The sequence below is a fragment of the Hyphomicrobium sp. LHD-15 genome (assembly GCF_031157355.1).
Lineage (GTDB): Bacteria > Pseudomonadota > Alphaproteobacteria > Rhizobiales > Hyphomicrobiaceae > Hyphomicrobium_C.
In genome coordinates this window covers 703,593-719,142 of sequence record NZ_JAVIFT010000001.1, presented here as the reverse complement: position 1 = coordinate 719,142, position 15,550 = coordinate 703,593, and the positions used below count along the sequence as shown (strand labels likewise).

General features: G+C 63.5%; 15 protein-coding genes. 9 read left to right on the top strand and 6 right to left on the bottom strand.

Annotation, left to right across the window (positions count from 1 at the left end; translation table 11 throughout):
- Nucleotides 1–47 precede the first annotated feature (47 nt).
- The 6 genes from RCO24_RS03315 (at nt 48) to RCO24_RS03290 (ending at nt 6,472) form a co-directional block, all read left to right on the top strand.
- Entirely contained in the window at nt 48–1,247 is a 1,200-nt protein-coding gene (locus RCO24_RS03315) for an FtsX-like permease family protein (protein ID WP_308959975.1), read from the top strand.
- Nucleotides 1,248–1,541: 294 nt separating this feature from the next.
- Nucleotides 1,542–2,315 carry an ABC transporter ATP-binding protein gene (locus RCO24_RS03310; protein WP_308959974.1) on the top strand — a complete coding sequence of 258 codons (774 nt, stop codon included), beginning with the start codon at nt 1,542–1,544 and terminating at the stop codon, nt 2,313–2,315.
- Between the two features lie 15 nt (nt 2,316–2,330).
- Nucleotides 2,331–3,359 carry an HlyD family efflux transporter periplasmic adaptor subunit gene (locus RCO24_RS03305; RefSeq protein WP_308959973.1) on the top strand — a complete coding sequence of 343 codons (1,029 nt, stop codon included), beginning with the start codon at nt 2,331–2,333 and terminating at the stop codon, nt 3,357–3,359.
- A 318-nt stretch (nt 3,360–3,677) separates the two neighbouring features.
- Nucleotides 3,678–3,911: a hypothetical protein gene (locus RCO24_RS03300; RefSeq protein WP_308959972.1), complete on the top strand. Its 234-nt coding sequence runs from the start codon at nt 3,678–3,680 to the stop codon at nt 3,909–3,911.
- A 6-nt stretch (nt 3,912–3,917) separates the two neighbouring features.
- Nucleotides 3,918–4,352 (top strand): hypothetical protein, encoded by a 435-nt coding sequence (locus RCO24_RS03295; RefSeq protein ID WP_308959971.1) that lies wholly within the window; start codon nt 3,918–3,920, stop codon nt 4,350–4,352.
- A gap of 281 nt (nt 4,353–4,633) precedes the next feature.
- A complete protein-coding gene (locus tag RCO24_RS03290; protein WP_308959970.1) occupies nt 4,634–6,472 on the top strand; it encodes a cyclic nucleotide-binding and patatin-like phospholipase domain-containing protein in 1,839 nt (612 codons plus the stop codon).
- 11 nt (nt 6,473–6,483) lie between these two features.
- Here RCO24_RS03290 and RCO24_RS03285 read toward each other — a convergent pair whose 3' ends face one another.
- Together RCO24_RS03285 and RCO24_RS03280 are read right to left on the bottom strand one after the other, a co-directional pair.
- Nucleotides 6,484–7,626, bottom strand: coding sequence for a glycosyltransferase family 4 protein (locus tag RCO24_RS03285; RefSeq protein WP_308959969.1), 1,143 nt, complete (start codon nt 7,624–7,626; stop codon nt 6,484–6,486).
- A gap of 11 nt (nt 7,627–7,637) precedes the next feature.
- Entirely contained in the window at nt 7,638–8,342 is a 705-nt protein-coding gene (locus RCO24_RS03280) for a polysaccharide biosynthesis/export family protein (RefSeq protein WP_308959968.1), read from the bottom strand.
- Between the two features lie 153 nt (nt 8,343–8,495).
- Between RCO24_RS03280 and RCO24_RS03275 the strand changes: the two genes are divergently transcribed.
- Both RCO24_RS03275 and RCO24_RS03270 read left to right on the top strand, forming a co-directional pair.
- Complete coding sequence (locus RCO24_RS03275; protein WP_308959967.1) at nt 8,496–10,778, top strand: exopolysaccharide transport family protein; 2,283 nt, start codon at nt 8,496–8,498, stop codon at nt 10,776–10,778.
- A gap of 106 nt (nt 10,779–10,884) precedes the next feature.
- Nucleotides 10,885–12,018: a polysaccharide deacetylase family protein gene (locus RCO24_RS03270; RefSeq protein ID WP_308959966.1), complete on the top strand. Its 1,134-nt coding sequence runs from the start codon at nt 10,885–10,887 to the stop codon at nt 12,016–12,018.
- Here the strand turns inward: RCO24_RS03270 and RCO24_RS03265 are convergent.
- Nucleotides 11,990–12,196, bottom strand: coding sequence for a DUF2842 domain-containing protein (locus RCO24_RS03265; protein ID WP_308959965.1), 207 nt, complete (start codon nt 12,194–12,196; stop codon nt 11,990–11,992). The genes RCO24_RS03270 and RCO24_RS03265 overlap by 29 nt on opposite strands.
- A 178-nt stretch (nt 12,197–12,374) precedes the next feature.
- Here RCO24_RS03265 and RCO24_RS03260 point away from each other — a divergent pair, with 178 nt between their 5' ends.
- Nucleotides 12,375–13,445, top strand: a complete 1,071-nt coding sequence (locus RCO24_RS03260) for a COX15/CtaA family protein (protein WP_308959964.1) — start codon at nt 12,375–12,377, stop codon at nt 13,443–13,445.
- Between the two features lie 15 nt (nt 13,446–13,460).
- Here RCO24_RS03260 and RCO24_RS03255 read toward each other — a convergent pair whose 3' ends face one another.
- The 3 genes from RCO24_RS03255 to RCO24_RS03245 all read right to left on the bottom strand — a co-directional run bounded on the left by RCO24_RS03255 (nt 13,461) and on the right by RCO24_RS03245 (nt 15,548).
- Nucleotides 13,461–13,601, bottom strand: coding sequence for a hypothetical protein (locus RCO24_RS03255; protein WP_308959963.1), 141 nt, complete (start codon nt 13,599–13,601; stop codon nt 13,461–13,463).
- Nucleotides 13,602–13,854: 253 nt separating this feature from the next.
- On the bottom strand, nt 13,855–14,814 hold the full coding sequence (gene argC / locus RCO24_RS03250; RefSeq protein WP_308959962.1) for an N-acetyl-gamma-glutamyl-phosphate reductase: 960 nt from the start codon (nt 14,812–14,814) through the stop codon (nt 13,855–13,857).
- Nucleotides 14,811–15,548, bottom strand: a complete 738-nt coding sequence (locus tag RCO24_RS03245) for a YjbE family putative metal transport protein (protein WP_308959961.1) — start codon at nt 15,546–15,548, stop codon at nt 14,811–14,813. Before RCO24_RS03245 ends, argC begins: the two co-directional genes overlap by 4 nt.
- Nucleotides 15,549–15,550 lie beyond the last annotated feature (2 nt).

Here is a 15,550-nt window from a genome sequence, read left to right as displayed (position 1 = left end):
CAACGAGTTCAGCGCACAACACTCTCGTTACCTCATTGGAGACGGACATGATGAAGAAGATTGCAGCGGGAGCGGGTTCTGCCGCGCCGGCGGCTCAGGGCAAAGTCATCAAGATGGCGCCCAAGATCGCCTACCGGAATCTTTTTCATGATCGCATGAGCCTTCTCGTCACGCTGATCGGTATCGTCTTCTCCGTGGTGTTGGTTGCGATCGAGGTCGGTCTCTACAAGGGATCGGAAAACAAGATCGCCACGGTTCTCGACAAGGCACCCGCCGATCTTTGGATCGTGCCCTTCGGCACCAAGAGCTTCGACGATCCCTCGCTTTTGATCGGCCATGAGAAGTACGCCGCGCTCTCGACGCCGGGTGTGCTCAAGGCCGAGGACATGATCGTGAGCTTCTCCGCATGGCGTAAGCCCGAAGGCGGCAAGAAGACGTTCATCCTTGTCGGTCTCGACTGGGCGAATGGCGGAACGCGCCCATGGAGCATTGACGAAGGCGAGGTGGACGATCTGAACTTGCCGAACGCGATTGCCGTCGATCGATCCTACTTCAAGGATCTCGGCATCGAGAAGAAGGGCGATTACGCGGAGATCAACAACCAGCGGGCGCAAGTCACGGCGGTCACGAAGGGCATTCGCTCCTTCACCACGCTTCCGTATGGCTTCACCCCCATCGCCACCGCGCGCAAGTTCACCGGCGCGAACGCATCCCAGTCGACCTACGTCCTGGTGACGCTTGAAAAGGGTGCCAATCTGGAAGCCGTGCGCAAGAGCTTGGCCGACCGCCTCCAGGGCGCCGAGATTCTGACCCATGACGAATTCACCCGGCGCAGCATCAACTACTGGATGTTCTCGACCGGCGCCGGCTTGGCACTGATCACCGGCATGGTGTTGGGCGCGATCGTCGGCGTCGTTATTGTCGCGCAGACGCTCTACGCCAGCACCAAGGATCACTTGAACGAGTTCGCCACGCTGCGCGCGTTGGGTGCGTCGGCGAGCTACATCCACGCCGTCATCTTAATCCAGGCGTTGCTCTCGGCGGTGCTCGGCTATGCCGCCGGCATGCTGCTCGCCATGCTTGCGATCTACCGTCTCTCGGTAAGAGTGCCGACGTTGACGATCGTTATGACGCCGAAGATCGCGGCCTATCTCTTCGCGCTGACGGTCGGCATGTGTGTCTTCGCCGCCATCACTGCGATCCGTAAGGTGACGCGAATCGATCCTGCGGGTGTCTTCAATAGGTGAGGACCCGCGACGCCGGACCATGAGGCCGGAGGGCCAAAAGCCCTCCGGATCTCGTTTGAGTGGAGGCAAGAGTGTGAAGGAACGGATCGGACGCCGTGGCCCCTTGCAGCGAGCAGCATGTGTTCGTAGCGTCCCGCGCGTAGTGATCCGTTGAGAGAATGATTTCCGGTTTGGCGAATGAAAAATCGGCGCCTTACCGCACTTTCATGTGACAAGCGTAACAGCCGCGATAAGCCGTTGGTGGCAAGCTCTTTGAATTGATCACTGCGTTCGGTTTCGGGAGATCACGTTAAAATGTCTAAGGCACCAAGAGCATCGAACGGGCCGCGCCCGCTTCTTGAGGCTCGCAACATCGTCAAGACGATCGGGACCGGGGCCGGCGAGCTTCACATCCTGAAGGGCGTCAGCATGGATCTGCGCCCCGGCGAGTTGACGCTGCTGATGGGGCCGTCCGGCAGCGGCAAGACAACACTCCTTTCGATCCTCGGCTGCATTCTCACGGCGACGAGCGGCGAATTGCATTTGGCGGGTCATCAGGCCGTCGGCCAGTCGTCCGAGGATCTCGCCGAGATTCGCCGCCAGCATGTCGGCTTCGTCTTCCAGAGCTACAACCTGTTTCCGACGTTGACGGCGATCGAGAACGTTCTGGTCGCGCTCGACGTGCGTGATGCCCGCTCCCTCGATCCGATGGAAACCGCCGCCGAGGCGTTGAAGTCGGTTGGTCTCAGTCATCGTATGCACACCTACCCCTCGAAGCTTTCCGGTGGCGAGAAGCAACGCGTCGCGATCGCGAGATCGCTGGCGGGGCGTCCTTCCGTGGTTCTCGCGGACGAGCCGACGGCAGCGCTCGACAGCGAGAACGGCAAGGCCGTGATGGAGCTGTTGGCCGAGGTCGCAAAGGATCCGACACGCGCCGTCATGGCGGTCACCCACGATCACCGCACGCTTCATTACGCCGATCGCATCATCACCATCGAAGACGGACGCATTGTCGGCGACGACCGTTCGCCGAACCATAAAGGCCCCGACAACGGAGCCGCGTCCAAGAAAAAGAACGTTGCAGCTTAAGGAACATCACGCGCCATGTTGAAGCCCATAAACCTCATAATTCTGCTGGGGCTTGCCGGAGCCGGCGGCTACCTCGCCTACGACAAGTACAAAGCCGGCAGCGTTGCCGACGAGGCGCTTCCGCTCGTGACCAAGGACTACGAAGCCGCCGCACCAGGCCGCGTCGAGCCGAAGTCCGGCGATATCCGCCTTGGCGCCACCTACATGGGGCGCGTCGAGGAAGTTCTGATCAAGGTCGACGACAAGGTCGAGGAAGGCGAGCTTCTGCTGCGTCTGGACGATGCCGAGGCACGCGCCAAGCTCGCATCCGCCGAGACCGAAGCCGAGGCGCTGCGCGAGGATCGCGAGAAGGCCTTTGCCTCGGGCCGTGAGGACGTGCGCAAGGCAGAGGACGCCATCTACTCGGCGGAGCGCGCCGTGACGGGCGCCCGCATCGAGTTGGATTACGCCATCGCCGCGAAGCGCAGCGGGACCGGAAGCGAAGCTGCCGTCACTGATTCACGCCGTCGCCTCAAGGATGCGAATGAGCGCCTCGAGCGCGAGCGCATCGCTTACGTGAAGGCTCAATCGAAGCCGAACCTGCCGGCGCCGAGCCGCGCCGAATCCGCTGTCAGCGCCGCGCGCGCCGAGGTGAGAATGGCCGAAGCGCTTCTGGATAAAACCCGCATTCGCTCGCCGTACGCAGGCACCATCCTGCAGGTCAACGCCAAGCAGGGTGAAGTCGTGGCGCCTTCGCCGGAACTCGCGCTGGTCGTCATGGGCGATATGAGCGTGTTGCGCGTGAAGGCCGAAGTCGACGAAGGCGACGTGGGCAAGATCAAGCTCAACCAGTCCGCCTACGTGAAGAGCACGAGCGTGCAGGATGAGAAGTTCCAGGGCAAGGTGACGAGCATCGCGCCGACCCTCGGCCAGGCCAAGATCGGCCCCCGCGGCCCGCTCCGTCCGACCGACGTCGAGGTCATGGAAGTGACGATCGAACTGGAGGGGAATGCCTCGGCGTTGAAGCCGGGCATGCGGGTAGACGCCTTTTTTCGTAACAACTAAGGCTTCCACGCCGAGCCGGCCCCGCACGCCTGTTGCGCTCGCGGGGTTGGCACTCGAAACCGACGAGAAAAGTGGCCCGTGATGCACGCTCCGCACGAAGCGGACGGCGTGAGTTAACCGACCGGTACATAATTTCCTGCGACCAATTGAAAGGCTGCCTGTAAAGGCGGCCTTTTTCTATGTGCACTTGCGAAGAGATTGGTTGACACGATTGAAAAGATTGGGAATGTTCCTGCCGTAACAGCACACGCTGTCCTTCTCCGGCATGGTTCTGCCAAGCGCCGCTTCTGGCGGTCGCGACCCGAGTTGGAGCGTGTCATGCAAGGTCAGATCACCAAGTTTCACGAGAGCATCGGCTTCGGCGTTATCAGCGCCACAGATGGCCGGAAATACCGCTTCTCGAAGACGGATATCCGCAACCCAGATGGCCGCCTGGTCGGTCTCGATGTGGATTTCCTCGTCGAATCACATAGTCCAAGGGACATCATCCTGTTGCATGGATCGCCCTGGACCGTATTTGGCCGTTCGAGCCAACTCGAAACACGGAGCTAAAACGCCATGACGAACGAAAAAGCCCCGGAAACCGCCGTCGACACCAGCGATGTCCCGCGCGTCGGCGCCCGCGAGTTGGCACTGGCTCTCAAGATTCTGTCGGCTGGCAATCTGCTGCTGCCGTCGGTCACGCTGTCGGACGAGGATCTGCGCCGCGTCGAGCAGGATTTCTGGCAGATCTCGCCCCGCGCGCGCGTTCGCAAGGTGGCAGTTCTGCTGCGCTTCCGCAGCTTTCTGGAAGCAACCCGCACGCGCCATGTCAGCGATCTGATCGCCATTCATGGGCAGGCAGCACTTGTGACCGCGCTCGAAGCCGCCGCCAACATGCGCCTCAACGCCAAGTGGGGCTTCAACCCGCACAAGATGGCCCGCGCCATGAGCGAGGCCCTGACCACGGCGACCGAGGGATACGGCATCCAGGGACAAGCGGTCGCAGCTTAAATTTTGGTAGAGAAGGCGTTCGGACGGTGATCCGAAACCGATCTACCCCCATATTGAGGGTATGCACGCAACGCTCGCCCTCGTTCTGTCCTTCATCGCGGTCTTTCTGCCCGCCCTTGGCCTGTTCATTGTGGGCTTGGCGAGAGAGACGTGGACAGCTCCCGCATTTTTCCGCCGCCGTTAACCGGCCTCGCCAATAAGTCCGGTTCGGATCGAGACCGCCCGTCCTATAGTGACCACTTCCTATAGTGACGGAGACGGCAGCAAGCGGTCCTCCCTTCATGAAACCCGCCGACGGTCTTTTGGACGGCATCGCCGAAGTCGATCTCTTCTCGGGCTTGTCCGAGCCGGAGAGGGTAGCCTTCGCCGAGCGCTGCGTGCTGCGTACGCTCCGCCGCGGCGACGTACTGATGCGCCAGGGCGACGCGGCCGATGCTCTCTATGTGGTGGTGTCGGGTCGCTTTGTCGTCACCCTCGAAGGGCGTCGCGAGCCGGTCACTGAGATTGGGCCAGGTCAGCCGGTTGGTGAGATCGCCTTCCTGACCGGAAACCCGAGAACTGCAAACGTCACCGCCATGCGCGACAGCCTGGTCCTCGCTCTCTCGCGGGCCGAGTTCGACGAGCTGGTTGCGGCGCATCCTGGGATTTGGTCGACGCTGACGGCAACGCTCGCCAATCGCCTCGCGGCAACCACGTCGCACAGCGCAAGTCTGCCGCAGGCGGCACCCCGGCCGCGCACGATCTCGATCATCCCAGCCGGCGACGCGCGCATCGACCGGCGGTTCCTGAACATGCTTGCCGAGGCGCTAGGCCGGAACGCGCGTTGTGCCGTGATCGATGGCGAAGCCGCCCGCGCGCTTTTGGGGACCGGCAGCGCACTGGAGGAGCCGGACGCGACCGCGCGCTTGAACGCGCTCGAAGCCGCACACGATCATCTGCTGCTGGTGACGGACGACAGCATAACGCCGTGGAGCGAGAAGGTCATTCGCCATGCCGATCTCGTCCTCGCGGTTGCACCCCATGAAGCCGTTCCTGCGCTGAATGCCCTCGAACGCCTCGCCGCCCGTTTCGTAACGCCGGAAGCGACGCGGCTCGTCCTGCTGCATCCGACGCGCAGAAAGCTCACCGGCACGGCGCGCTGGCTCGCGGATCGGCCGGTCGCGATGCACCATCACGTGGCGCTTGATAGCGAGGCGGATGTCGAGCGGCTCGCGCGTTTCATTGAAGGCCGTGCCATTGGCTTCGTCGCGGCAGGCGGCGGCGCCCTCGCGGCCGCTCACACCGGTGTTTACAAGGCGCTTCTGGAGGCGGGAGTGGCCTTCGACATCATGGGCGGCACGTCGGCGGGTGCGGCGCTTGCGGCGGCCTTCATGCTGGATGCGACGCCCGACGAAATCGATACGAAGATGGGCGAGATGTTCGTCGCCAATCGCGCGCTGCGCCGTTACACGCTGCCGCGCTATGCTCTGCTCGATCACACGGTCTTCGATGCCGAGCTGCAGCGCCTGTTCGGAACCATCGACATCGAGGATCTTTGGTTGCCGTTCTTCGCAATCTCGACCAACCTGTCGCGCTACGGTCCTGTCGTCCATCGTACCGGGCCGGTTTGGCGGGCAATCCGCGCCTCCGCCTCGATCCCGGTTCTGCTGCCGCCGGTCTACACCGGCGACGGCGACATGCTGGTCGATGGCTGCCTGCTCGACAACGTGCCGATCAAGGTCATGCACGATCTCAAGGCCGGGCCGAACGTCGTCGTCAGCTTCAAGCCGCCCGAGCTCGATCGCTTCGATGTCGATTATGAAACTCTGCCGTCGCGGGGCGCTCTGCTCAAGCTGGTGCTCAATCCTCTGCGGCGCGCTTCGCTGCCGGATGCGCCTGGGCTCATCACCGTGCTGATGCGCGCGTTGATGGCCAACCGGCGCGATTTCCTGCGCGAGTTGCATGCCGACGACATCTCGCTCGTGCCGCCCATCGCGGCCGGCACCGGCTTTCTCGATTGGCATCGCCACGAGGAGCTGTTCGAAGCTGCCTACCGCTGGACACCGGGCGAGCTTACGGCGCGCGCTGCGAACGACGCGCCCGCATGGCTCAGATTGGCGTTGACGAAAGCGCCCGACTGACCGCCTACCCCTCAGCGCGTGCCAGGGCGATAGAAATCCAGCACCTGATCCGTCATCGCCGCGACGGTGAACTTGCGCTGCACGACCGCCCGCAGCTCGGCGGCGCGGGCGTCTGCGCCCTCCGGATCTGCAAGCACGGCTTCCAGCGCCTGAACGAGCTCGGGAACGGATCCCGCTTCGATCAACCCTGTCTCCGTGCCGGCAACGATTTCCGGAATGCCGCCGACCCGTGTCGCGATCAACGGCTTGCCCGCCGCGCCCGCTTCGAGCACGACGTAGGGAAAGCTTTCTGCGCGAGACGGCACGACGAGGCAGCGGCCGAGCGGGAACGCGTCGTGAGCCGGCATCGCACCGGGAAACGTGACATGCGCGCCGAGGCCGAGCGCCTGCGCCTGCGCTTTGAATGCGTTGCCATCGGGACCGGAACCGACGATCACGCAGCGAACCGGCATTTTCGGAACGACGGCAGCAAGTGCGTCGAGCAGCACGTCGACGCCCTTCAGCGCGCGCAGTTCGCCGATGAACAGGAAATTGGCCGCATCGGGCTGCGGTGGACGCTCCTCGAAATCCTTGGGCGCAAGGCCGTTCGGAATGACACGCTTTGGCGTGCCGCTCTGGCCCACGAGCGCCGCATAGGCTGTGCGCGCGTAGTCGGATTCAAAGATGAGGCCGTTGGTCATCAGCCCCATGACCCGCTCGAGCACTCGGAACACGGCGCCGGCCAGCGTGCCGCGCTTGTAGTGCAGGCTTCCGCCGTGGGGGGTATAGAACGCCGCCACGCGAAGCCCGCGGGCCGCAAGCACAGTCTTTGCAAGCCGCGCATAAGCGCCGCCCTTGGCGCCGTGTCCGTGCAGCACGTCGAGATCGAGCGCACGCGCGATGCGGGTGACGGAATTGACCGCTTTGATGTCGCCAAGCCCCGGTTGCCGGCTCATCGGAATGAGCGACAGCCCGAGCCGCAGGTGCGGCTCGATGGCGGCGAGCCGCTTCTTGGTCAGCTCGTCCGCCGCAGTGCTGTCGGCGACGATGCCGACGAAGTGCCCGCGCTGCGCCTGTTCTCCGGCGAGATCGAGCACATGCCGGAACAGGCCGCCTACGGGCGCGCGCATGACGTGAAGAATGCGAAGCGGCGGCTGAGAGGCGCTGTCGGTCACGGGATGCAACCTCAGAAGAAGCGCTCGTTGACGTAGACCGTATCGCCCGGCAGCAGCGGATAGTCGCCCGGCGCCTCGATCTGATCGACAAATCCGTTGAGGCGCCGCGTGATGCGGAAGCTGCGCACGCTCGCGCGCTCCGAAAAGCCGCCCGCGACCGCGATGGCGGTTTCGACGGTCATGCCCGAAATGAACGGATATTGCCCGCCGGCCTTGACCTCGCCGTAGATGAAGAACGGCCGGTTCTGCAGGATGTCGACGGTCACCTGAGGGTCGCGCACGTAGTCTTCGGCGAGCTGATGGCGGATCGCGCGCTCGACCTCGCGCGTGCTGCGTCCGCGTGCGCGAACGGCGCCGATCAACGGCACGGTGATCGCGCCTTCCTGGTCGACGGTGTAGGCCCGCGACAGGTTCGGTTGCCCGTAGACGAACACGCGAAGGCGGTCGCCGGTATCGAGCACGTAAGGGCCTTCGGCTTCCGAAAGTCTGGGATCGCCCTTGAGGCCAGCGGGATGAACGGTGGGAGCGCCCCAGGCGACAACCTCGCCCTCACGCGGAGGCTCGGCATCGCCGTAGACGTAAGGAGCGGCCTGCCGCTCGGCATTGGTCAGCGCCGCCGCGACGACGGTGTCGGGATCGTGCGCGCACGCCGACAGCGCGAGCGCGCCGACGCACGAAAAGACCAGACGTATGAAAGCCGTAGAACCAGCGCGCATGCTCGACCGCACAACCATTGGGTGTCTACGGTCAGTCTTAGGGAGCCACGGTTAAGAAAACCTAAGGAGGTGCCCTTTTTTGAGAAACTTAAGGAATTTCTAACGCGCGGGCGTGTATCCGTCGGAGCTACGCAAGTATCGGACGAATCCGAAATGGCCCCCAATTCACACCATCGTCCCGACGATATCGACCTGAAATCGCTGTGGCAGAGCGCGATTGGCAGCCTGCCGCGGCTTGCTGTGCTCGCAGCTGTTCTGGCGGCCGCGACCTATGGTGGCCTGTCCTTGGTCGCGCCGCGCTATCAGTCGGAGACGCAACTCGCGATCGAATCGAAGAGTACCAACAACCCATTCGCTGATCCGTCCCGCTCGGGAGGCTCTGACAGCGTCAGCGTGCGAATGGACAAGGAGGCCGTCAACACCCACGTCCGCGCGCTGATGTCGCCCGATCTCGGCGAAACCATCGTCCGCGAGATGAAGCTCGCCGACCTTGCCGAGTTCAACAGCGCCAAGGGCTCGCCCGATACGTGGTCCCGCCTGCTGCGCCTCGTCGGCATCGGCGCCCCGCGCGCCTCCGAAAGCGACGAGGCGCGCGCGCTCACCGCCTACTTCAATCGCCTCGAAGTCTACTCGCCGAAGGAAAGCCGCCTCATCGGCGTACGCTTTTCCTCGAGCGACGCGGAGCTGGCGGCAGCCGTCGCAAACCGCATCGCCGAGACCTATCGCGAGAACCTCGCGCGCCAGAGCATCGCCGAGACCGACGACGTCCAGAAGGCGCTCGAGCCCAAGATCGCCAAACTCGCCGAGGAGGCCTCCGTTGCGGAGGCTGCGGTCGAGAAGTTCCGGGGCGAGGCCAACATCTTCAAGGGCGGCCAGCAGGCAACAGGGCTTAACGAGCAGCAGCTTTCGGAATTGAATGCCGAGCTGTCGCGCGTGCAGGCCGCACGCAGCGAAGCCGAGGCGCGTGCCAAGCAGGCCCGCGAGATGCAGGAGCTCGGAAGTGCCGAAACATTGGCCGACGTACAAAAATCTCCGCTGATCCAGAGCTTGGTGCAAAGCCGGGTACGCGTTGAGCGCCAGATTTCCGAGCTTTCGGCGACGCTCTTGCCGGGCCATCCGCGCATGCGTCAGCTCGCTGCCGAACTCAAGGGGCTTAAAACGCAGCTCGCCACCGAGGTCGCGAACGTCGTCGACGGTCTCGGAAAGGAAGCGAAGGTCGCCGCGCTCCGCGAAGAAGCGATTCAGCGCAACGTCAGCGGGATCAAGAACCGCATCGTCAACTCCGGCCCCGAGGAAGCAAAGCTCAGAAGCCTAGAAGCCGATGCGAAATCGAAGCGCGCCGAACTCGATCGTCTGCGCGCGCAATACGAGGGCAATCGCGTCCGCGCCGACGATAGCCGTGCCGTGCCCGTGGAAGCGCAGATCGTGTCCGGCGCGCGTGCCGCAAGCATTCCGGTGTTCCCGAAAAAGACGTCCACCGCTCTCCTGGTTGCGGTCGCGACGATCCTGATCGGTCTCGCGCTCGTCATCACGCGCGGCCTCTTGAGCGGCGCCCGCGTGCCGAGCCGCCGCCGCGCCGGCGCACAGGATCGCGCTGAACGCTCTGAGCGCGAGCGTGTCCAGCCGAGATTGCCCGAGAGGCCACGTCGTGAGATGCCGGTGCCAGCCGCCGGCCCACCTCCGCTTCCGGTTCATCATCCGATCCCGGAACCTGCCCGCGCCGAGCTGCCAGCCGAACCCGTGGTTCCTCCGCCGATTCCGGCTCCAGCCGCCGCCGAGGTCGCACCCGCATCCGAGAGCCTGGTCACGGCGGAAATCACGTCACCCGATGTCCTGGTCGAAAAGCTCGAGGGCCTCCGCCGGAAAGGCAGCTCCGGCGTCAGAACCCTTTTCGTGGGCTCCTCGAACGTGTTTTCCCTGGCAAACGAAGCGCTGGGTCTCTGCCGCCTGCTGGCCGACAAGGGATTGGCGGTGGTGATGATCGATTGGAGCTGCGACGGGGTGGGCATCGCGGAGCCTCTGGGCCAGCCATCTTTCCCCGGCTTCGCCGATCTGATCGAGGGCAAGGCCCGCTTCGAGGACGTCGTGCGTCCTCTGCGCGACAACGACGTCCATCTCATTCCGTCCGGCCGGGCAGTCGAGACGGCAGACGAACCGCTCGACAGTGACACCATCAATTTCCTGTTGGATGCGCTGGACGACGTCTACGAGCACATCGTCGTCGTGAGCCGCTCGGAGCAGGCCCGTCCGTTGTTCGAGGCAATCGAAGGCCGCTTCGACACGGGCGTCATGCTCGTCGACGACACGGCAGCAAAGCCGAGCGCGCCCGCGGAGCCCGGCACGTTCCTGGGCTTCGAGGTCGAAGGGATTGCGCTGTTCGCGGTCGGCAAGGAAGGCTTCAAGCCGCGTGGTGAACGCGTCGCGCGGGCTGGCTGATCGCAAGCATTTGTTAACGCTGATACGTAACAGCCCGTTTCGGATTTAACATGATCTGAACGAACTTGGCTTTAGCTCGTCGTTTGGGAAGCAATCCGGAACGACCATGAGCCGCACATCCACACGCGTCATGCAGGCCGCGCTCTCGATGTTGCATTACTCGGGCGCAGGCGCGCTCCTGGCCCCGCTGACACGCGGCAAGGGCATTATTTTCACGCTGCACAATGTCCGCCCGGAGGCTCCCGAGAGCTTCGAGCCGAACCGGATTTTGAAAGTCACGCCGACCTTTCTGGAAGCGGCCATCGAGACCGTCGAAAAAGCCGGTTACGATATCGTCTCGCTGGACGAGGCCGCCCGCCGCATGAAGGCGGAAGGCGAAACCCGACCTTTCGCGTGCTTCACCTTCGACGATGGCTATCGCGACAACCGCGACTACGCCTATCCAATCTTCAAGGCACGTGGCTTGCCGTTCGCCATCTACGTGCCGACGGCCTACGCCGACGGGGAGGGCGATCTCTGGTGGTTCGTGCTCGAAGCCGCCATTCGCAAGGTCGATCGTCTCGAGGTCGCGCTCGATGGCGCCATGCGCATCTTCGACACCAGCACGCCGGAAGCGAAGGATCGCGCGTTCTACGAGATCTACTGGCCGCTGCGCGCAAAGCCCGAGAGTGAGCTGCGCGCCACTGTCCGCAGGATCGCCGAGGCTGCCGGCTACGATGCCTCTATGCTCTGCCGCGATCTCATCATGGACTGGGACGAACTCCGCGCGCTTGCCTCCGATCCTCTGGTCACGATCGGCGCACACACGCGCAGCCACTACGCAATCGCCAAGCTCTCCGAGGAAGACGCGCGCGCCGAGATCGGCGAGAGTGTGAAGCGCATCGAGCAAGAACTAGGGCGCCCGTGCCCGCACTTCAGCTTCCCGTACGGTGACGCCTGCAGCGCGGGCGAACGCGATTTCGAGATCGTCCGCTCGCTCGGTCTCGAAACCGCGGTGACGACCCACAAGGATGTGCTGAGATCGCGTCATCTTGCGGCCATGACCGGTCTGCCGCGCGTTTCCCTCAACGGCGACTACCAGAAGCCGCACTACGTTGCGATCATGATGACCGGCCTGCCGTTCGCCATCTTCGACACCGCGAGGACGGCGATCGATCAGATCCGGAAACTGCTGAAAAAGCGTCCGCGCGAGAGCTTGTCGCCGGCTCCGGCTACGCGTCCGGGCGCTGCATCCATTTGACCAGCCACATCGCGGGCGGCAGCCACAGCAGGCCCGCCACCGGATAGTAAACGAGTTCCGCGACCTTGCTGGCGCCGACCTGCATCACGATGGCGACCATCATGGCGGCAAGCGCATAAACCGTGAGAAACAGCAGCAGCGCGATCGCGCCCACCAGCTTGCGTGTGCGAAGGGTCATGAACGGCCCATATTTTCCAACCAACCCCGTACATACCCTTACGGCCCATAACCTTACGGCGATGTAGGGAAGAGGCACCTCTCGCGCCCGATCATCGCATTGATCGGAGCGCAGGTTCGCCCTATCACACCTTCGGCGAAACCCGAGGAAAAAAATAAGCATGGCGTCGACCGGGACAATGACGGGCAAAGGGGCGGGAGCAGGAAAAGAGGCGGGCGCAGTGCGCGCGGTGCCTTGGGACCGCGCCGTCCGTATCTGGCTTTACGCCATCGCAGGCCTGGTGCTGGCCATGATCACAGTGGGCGGCGCGACACGCTTGACCGACTCCGGCCTTTCGATCACCGAGTGGCAGCCCATCCTCGGCGCCATCCCGCCGCTGACCGAAGCCCACTGGCTGGAGGCGTTCGCCAAGTACAAGGAAATCCCGGAATACCACTTCGTCAACAAGGGGATGTCACTCGACGCCTTCAAGGCGATCTACTGGTGGGAGTGGGGCCATCGTTTCCTTGGCCGCATCATCGGGCTTGCCTTGGCTCTGCCGCTCGCGATCTTCTGGTACGCGGGCGTGATGCGGCCCGGTTATCCGCTGAAGCTGCTGGGGGTGGGGCTGCTCGTCGGCGTGCAGGGAGTCATCGGCTGGTATATGGTGAAATCCGGCCTCGTCGACCGCGTCGACGTCAGCCAGTATCGGCTCGCACTGCACCTCACCGTCGCCTTTCTGATCCTGGCACTCGTCGTGTGGCTGGCGCTCGAACTTACGGTTCCTGAAAGCGAGAACACGGCTGGGCGCACCACGGCGCGCATCTTGCCGCTGCTGATTATCGGAGCCATTTTTCTACAGGTGGTGATCGGCGCCTTCGTCGCGAGCCTCAAGGGCGGGCTCGTCTACAACACCTGGCCCACCATGAACGGCGCGCTCATCCCGCATGATTTGTGGGCCATCGAGCCCTGGTGGCACAATCCGTTCGAAAACCCGGTGATGGCGCAGTTCATTCACAGGTTGATCGCCTACAGCGTCGTCGTTCTGGTCGCGATCGAAGCTGTGCGGACGTTCACTTCGGGAGCTAGTCGCGAAGCCCGTGGCTCGTCGGCGTTGCTGGTGGCAGGCGTGCTCGGTCAGGCCGCTCTCGGCATCTGGACGCTGTTGGAAGCCGTGCCGCTCGGCCTCGGCATTGCGCATCAGGCCTGTGCCGCGATCCTGCTGGTGATCGCGGTGCGCCATCTGCACGTCGCGGCGCGCAAAGCCTGACCCTGCCACCCGAACCTATTCGGCGTCTTTGTCAGGCGGCAGGTCTTTGCGTTTCGCGTCGTCCGAGCGATCCGAAGGGCCGATTTGCGCGTCGGATGCGATCACCGCGATTGCAAATGCGCCTCCAATTAGCACGATGAGAACAAGCCAGATCATCGGGAAGCCTCCTCCGAGCCATGCGGAACAATGCGCCGGATGCAATCCGCCGCAGTTCCGTAGGGAACAGGGATACAGACCATGATCGCTTCAGGCCCTACCAGCCTGAAGCGTGAATCATCGGTCTCGCTAAAGGACCACCATGATCGCTTCAGGCCCTACGCGCTCCGATCGTCGCGACCCCTATCGGGCGCGGCGTGAATCGGCAGCGCAGAAAAAGCCTGAAGCGTGAATCATCGGTCTCATCAAAGGGCTAAAGCCCGAGCATCAGGCGGATGTTCTGCACGGCTGCGCCCGCGGCACCCTTGCCCAGATTGTCGAGCCGGGCAACGAGCAGCGCGTGGCCGTTCTTGTCGTGCCCGAACACAAACAGTTCGAGCTTGTCGGTGCCGTTTAGAGCAAGCGCATCGAGGCGTCCGCCGAGCTTAGCGGTCTCGGCGTGCGGCGCGACGCGAACGAGGTTCGAGCCCGCGTAGTGCGCAGCGAGTGCCTGCTCCAGGTCGCGCGCCGAAGGCTTTCCTGGCAGCGTGTCGAGATGCAACGGAACGCTAACCAGCATGCCCTGCCGGAAGTTTCCGACCGACGGCACGAAAATCGGCTGCCGCGTCAGCCGAGAATAGCGCTGAAGCTCCGGCAGGTGCTTGTGTTCGAGCGCTAATCCGTAAAGCTCGAACGCAGGGGCCGTTTTGCCGACCTCGTAGGATTCGATCATCGACTTGCCGCCGCCTGAGTATCCGGAAACGGCGTTCACGGTGATCGGGTAGTCGGCTGGTAACAGCCCGGCATCGACGAGCGGGCGCAGCAGCGCGATGCCGCCGGTCGGATAGCAACCCGGATTGGCCACGCGCCGCGCCTGCCGCACGGCCTCGGCCTGCGCCTTGTCGAGTTCCGGAAAGCCATACACCCAGCCTGCGGCGACGCGATGCGCGGTCGAAGCGTCCACGATGCGCGGGCTCTTGTCGCCGAGGGCGTCTGCCAATGCGACGGCTTCGATAGCCGCTGCATCGGGCAGGCACAACACGACGAGATCCACGTCCGCCATCAAGGCCTGGCGGGCTTTCGGATCCTTGCGCGCCTCGGCGGCGATGCTGGCCACCTCGACGGCTGGCTCAGCCGCCAGCCGTTCGCGGATCTCTAGTCCCGTCGTACCGGCTTCGCCATCGATGAAGATGCGAGGCTTGCCGGCGCCGGATTTTGCAGACGCCTTGCTCATGTGCCTCCGCCAGGCCCGAAGCCGAGCCGATGCAGAATGCCTTCCCAGATCGTCTCCGAGCAGCCGATGCCGTAAGCGGCGCAGAAGATCTTGTGGCTGTCGCGATAGATCATGTCGAGTGCGACGTAGAGGATGATGATGAGGCCGACCCAGGCGATCCAAGGATACTTCGCAAGCAGCTTGGCGATGTAGGTAGATGCGACGGCCATTAGCACGATCGCGATCGCAAGACCGATGACCAGCACGAGCGTCGAGTCGCCGGCGGCTCCAGCAACGGCAAGCACGTTGTCGAGAGACATCGACACGTCGGCGAGAATGATCGTCCAGAGTGCCGACCAGAAGGTCGCCTGCTGGTTTTTCGGCAGGTCAGCCGCAAGCTGCCCTTCGACATGATCGATCGAGTGCTCATGTCCCTCGATGATCTGTTTGTACATCTTCCACGAGACGAACAGCAGCAGCAGGCCGCCTGCGAGCGTGAGGCCGATGACTTGCAGCATCTGCTGCGCAACGCCCGAGAACAGAATTCTGAGAATGACCGCGCCGGCGATGCCCCAGAAGATGACCTTGGCGCGCATGCTTTTCTCGACGCGCGACGCCGCCATGCCGACGACGATCGCGTTGTCGCCTGCGAGCGTGAGGTCGATGATCAGGATGTTGAAGAGTGGAATAGCGTTTTGATACCACCACTCCGGCGATACCAGGTGGCCGATCTCGATTAACAGCTCTTCGATCATCA

Excerpts from the sequence above, each read along its gene's own strand:
- RCO24_RS03315 (WP_308959975.1), top strand. The coding sequence starts at position 48 with ATGATGAAGAAGATTGCAGCGGGAGCGGGTTCTGCCGCGCCGGCGGCT.
- RCO24_RS03310 (WP_308959974.1), top strand. The coding sequence starts at position 1,542 with ATGTCTAAGGCACCAAGAGCATCGAACGGGCCGCGCCCGCTTCTTGAG.
- RCO24_RS03305 (WP_308959973.1), top strand. The coding sequence starts at position 2,331 with ATGTTGAAGCCCATAAACCTCATAATTCTGCTGGGGCTTGCCGGAGCC.
- RCO24_RS03300 (WP_308959972.1), top strand. The coding sequence starts at position 3,678 with ATGCAAGGTCAGATCACCAAGTTTCACGAGAGCATCGGCTTCGGCGTT.
- RCO24_RS03295 (WP_308959971.1), top strand. The coding sequence starts at position 3,918 with ATGACGAACGAAAAAGCCCCGGAAACCGCCGTCGACACCAGCGATGTC.
- RCO24_RS03290 (WP_308959970.1), top strand. The coding sequence starts at position 4,634 with ATGAAACCCGCCGACGGTCTTTTGGACGGCATCGCCGAAGTCGATCTC.
- RCO24_RS03280 (WP_308959968.1), bottom strand. The coding sequence starts at position 8,342 with ATGCGCGCTGGTTCTACGGCTTTCATACGTCTGGTCTTTTCGTGCGTC.
- RCO24_RS03275 (WP_308959967.1), top strand. The coding sequence starts at position 8,496 with ATGGCCCCCAATTCACACCATCGTCCCGACGATATCGACCTGAAATCG.
- RCO24_RS03270 (WP_308959966.1), top strand. The coding sequence starts at position 10,885 with ATGAGCCGCACATCCACACGCGTCATGCAGGCCGCGCTCTCGATGTTG.
- RCO24_RS03265 (WP_308959965.1), bottom strand. The coding sequence starts at position 12,196 with ATGACCCTTCGCACACGCAAGCTGGTGGGCGCGATCGCGCTGCTGCTG.
- RCO24_RS03260 (WP_308959964.1), top strand. The coding sequence starts at position 12,375 with ATGACGGGCAAAGGGGCGGGAGCAGGAAAAGAGGCGGGCGCAGTGCGC.
- RCO24_RS03255 (WP_308959963.1), bottom strand. The coding sequence starts at position 13,601 with ATGATCTGGCTTGTTCTCATCGTGCTAATTGGAGGCGCATTTGCAATC.
- argC (WP_308959962.1), bottom strand. The coding sequence starts at position 14,814 with ATGAGCAAGGCGTCTGCAAAATCCGGCGCCGGCAAGCCTCGCATCTTC.
- RCO24_RS03245 (WP_308959961.1), bottom strand. The coding sequence starts at position 15,548 with ATGATCGAAGAGCTGTTAATCGAGATCGGCCACCTGGTATCGCCGGAG.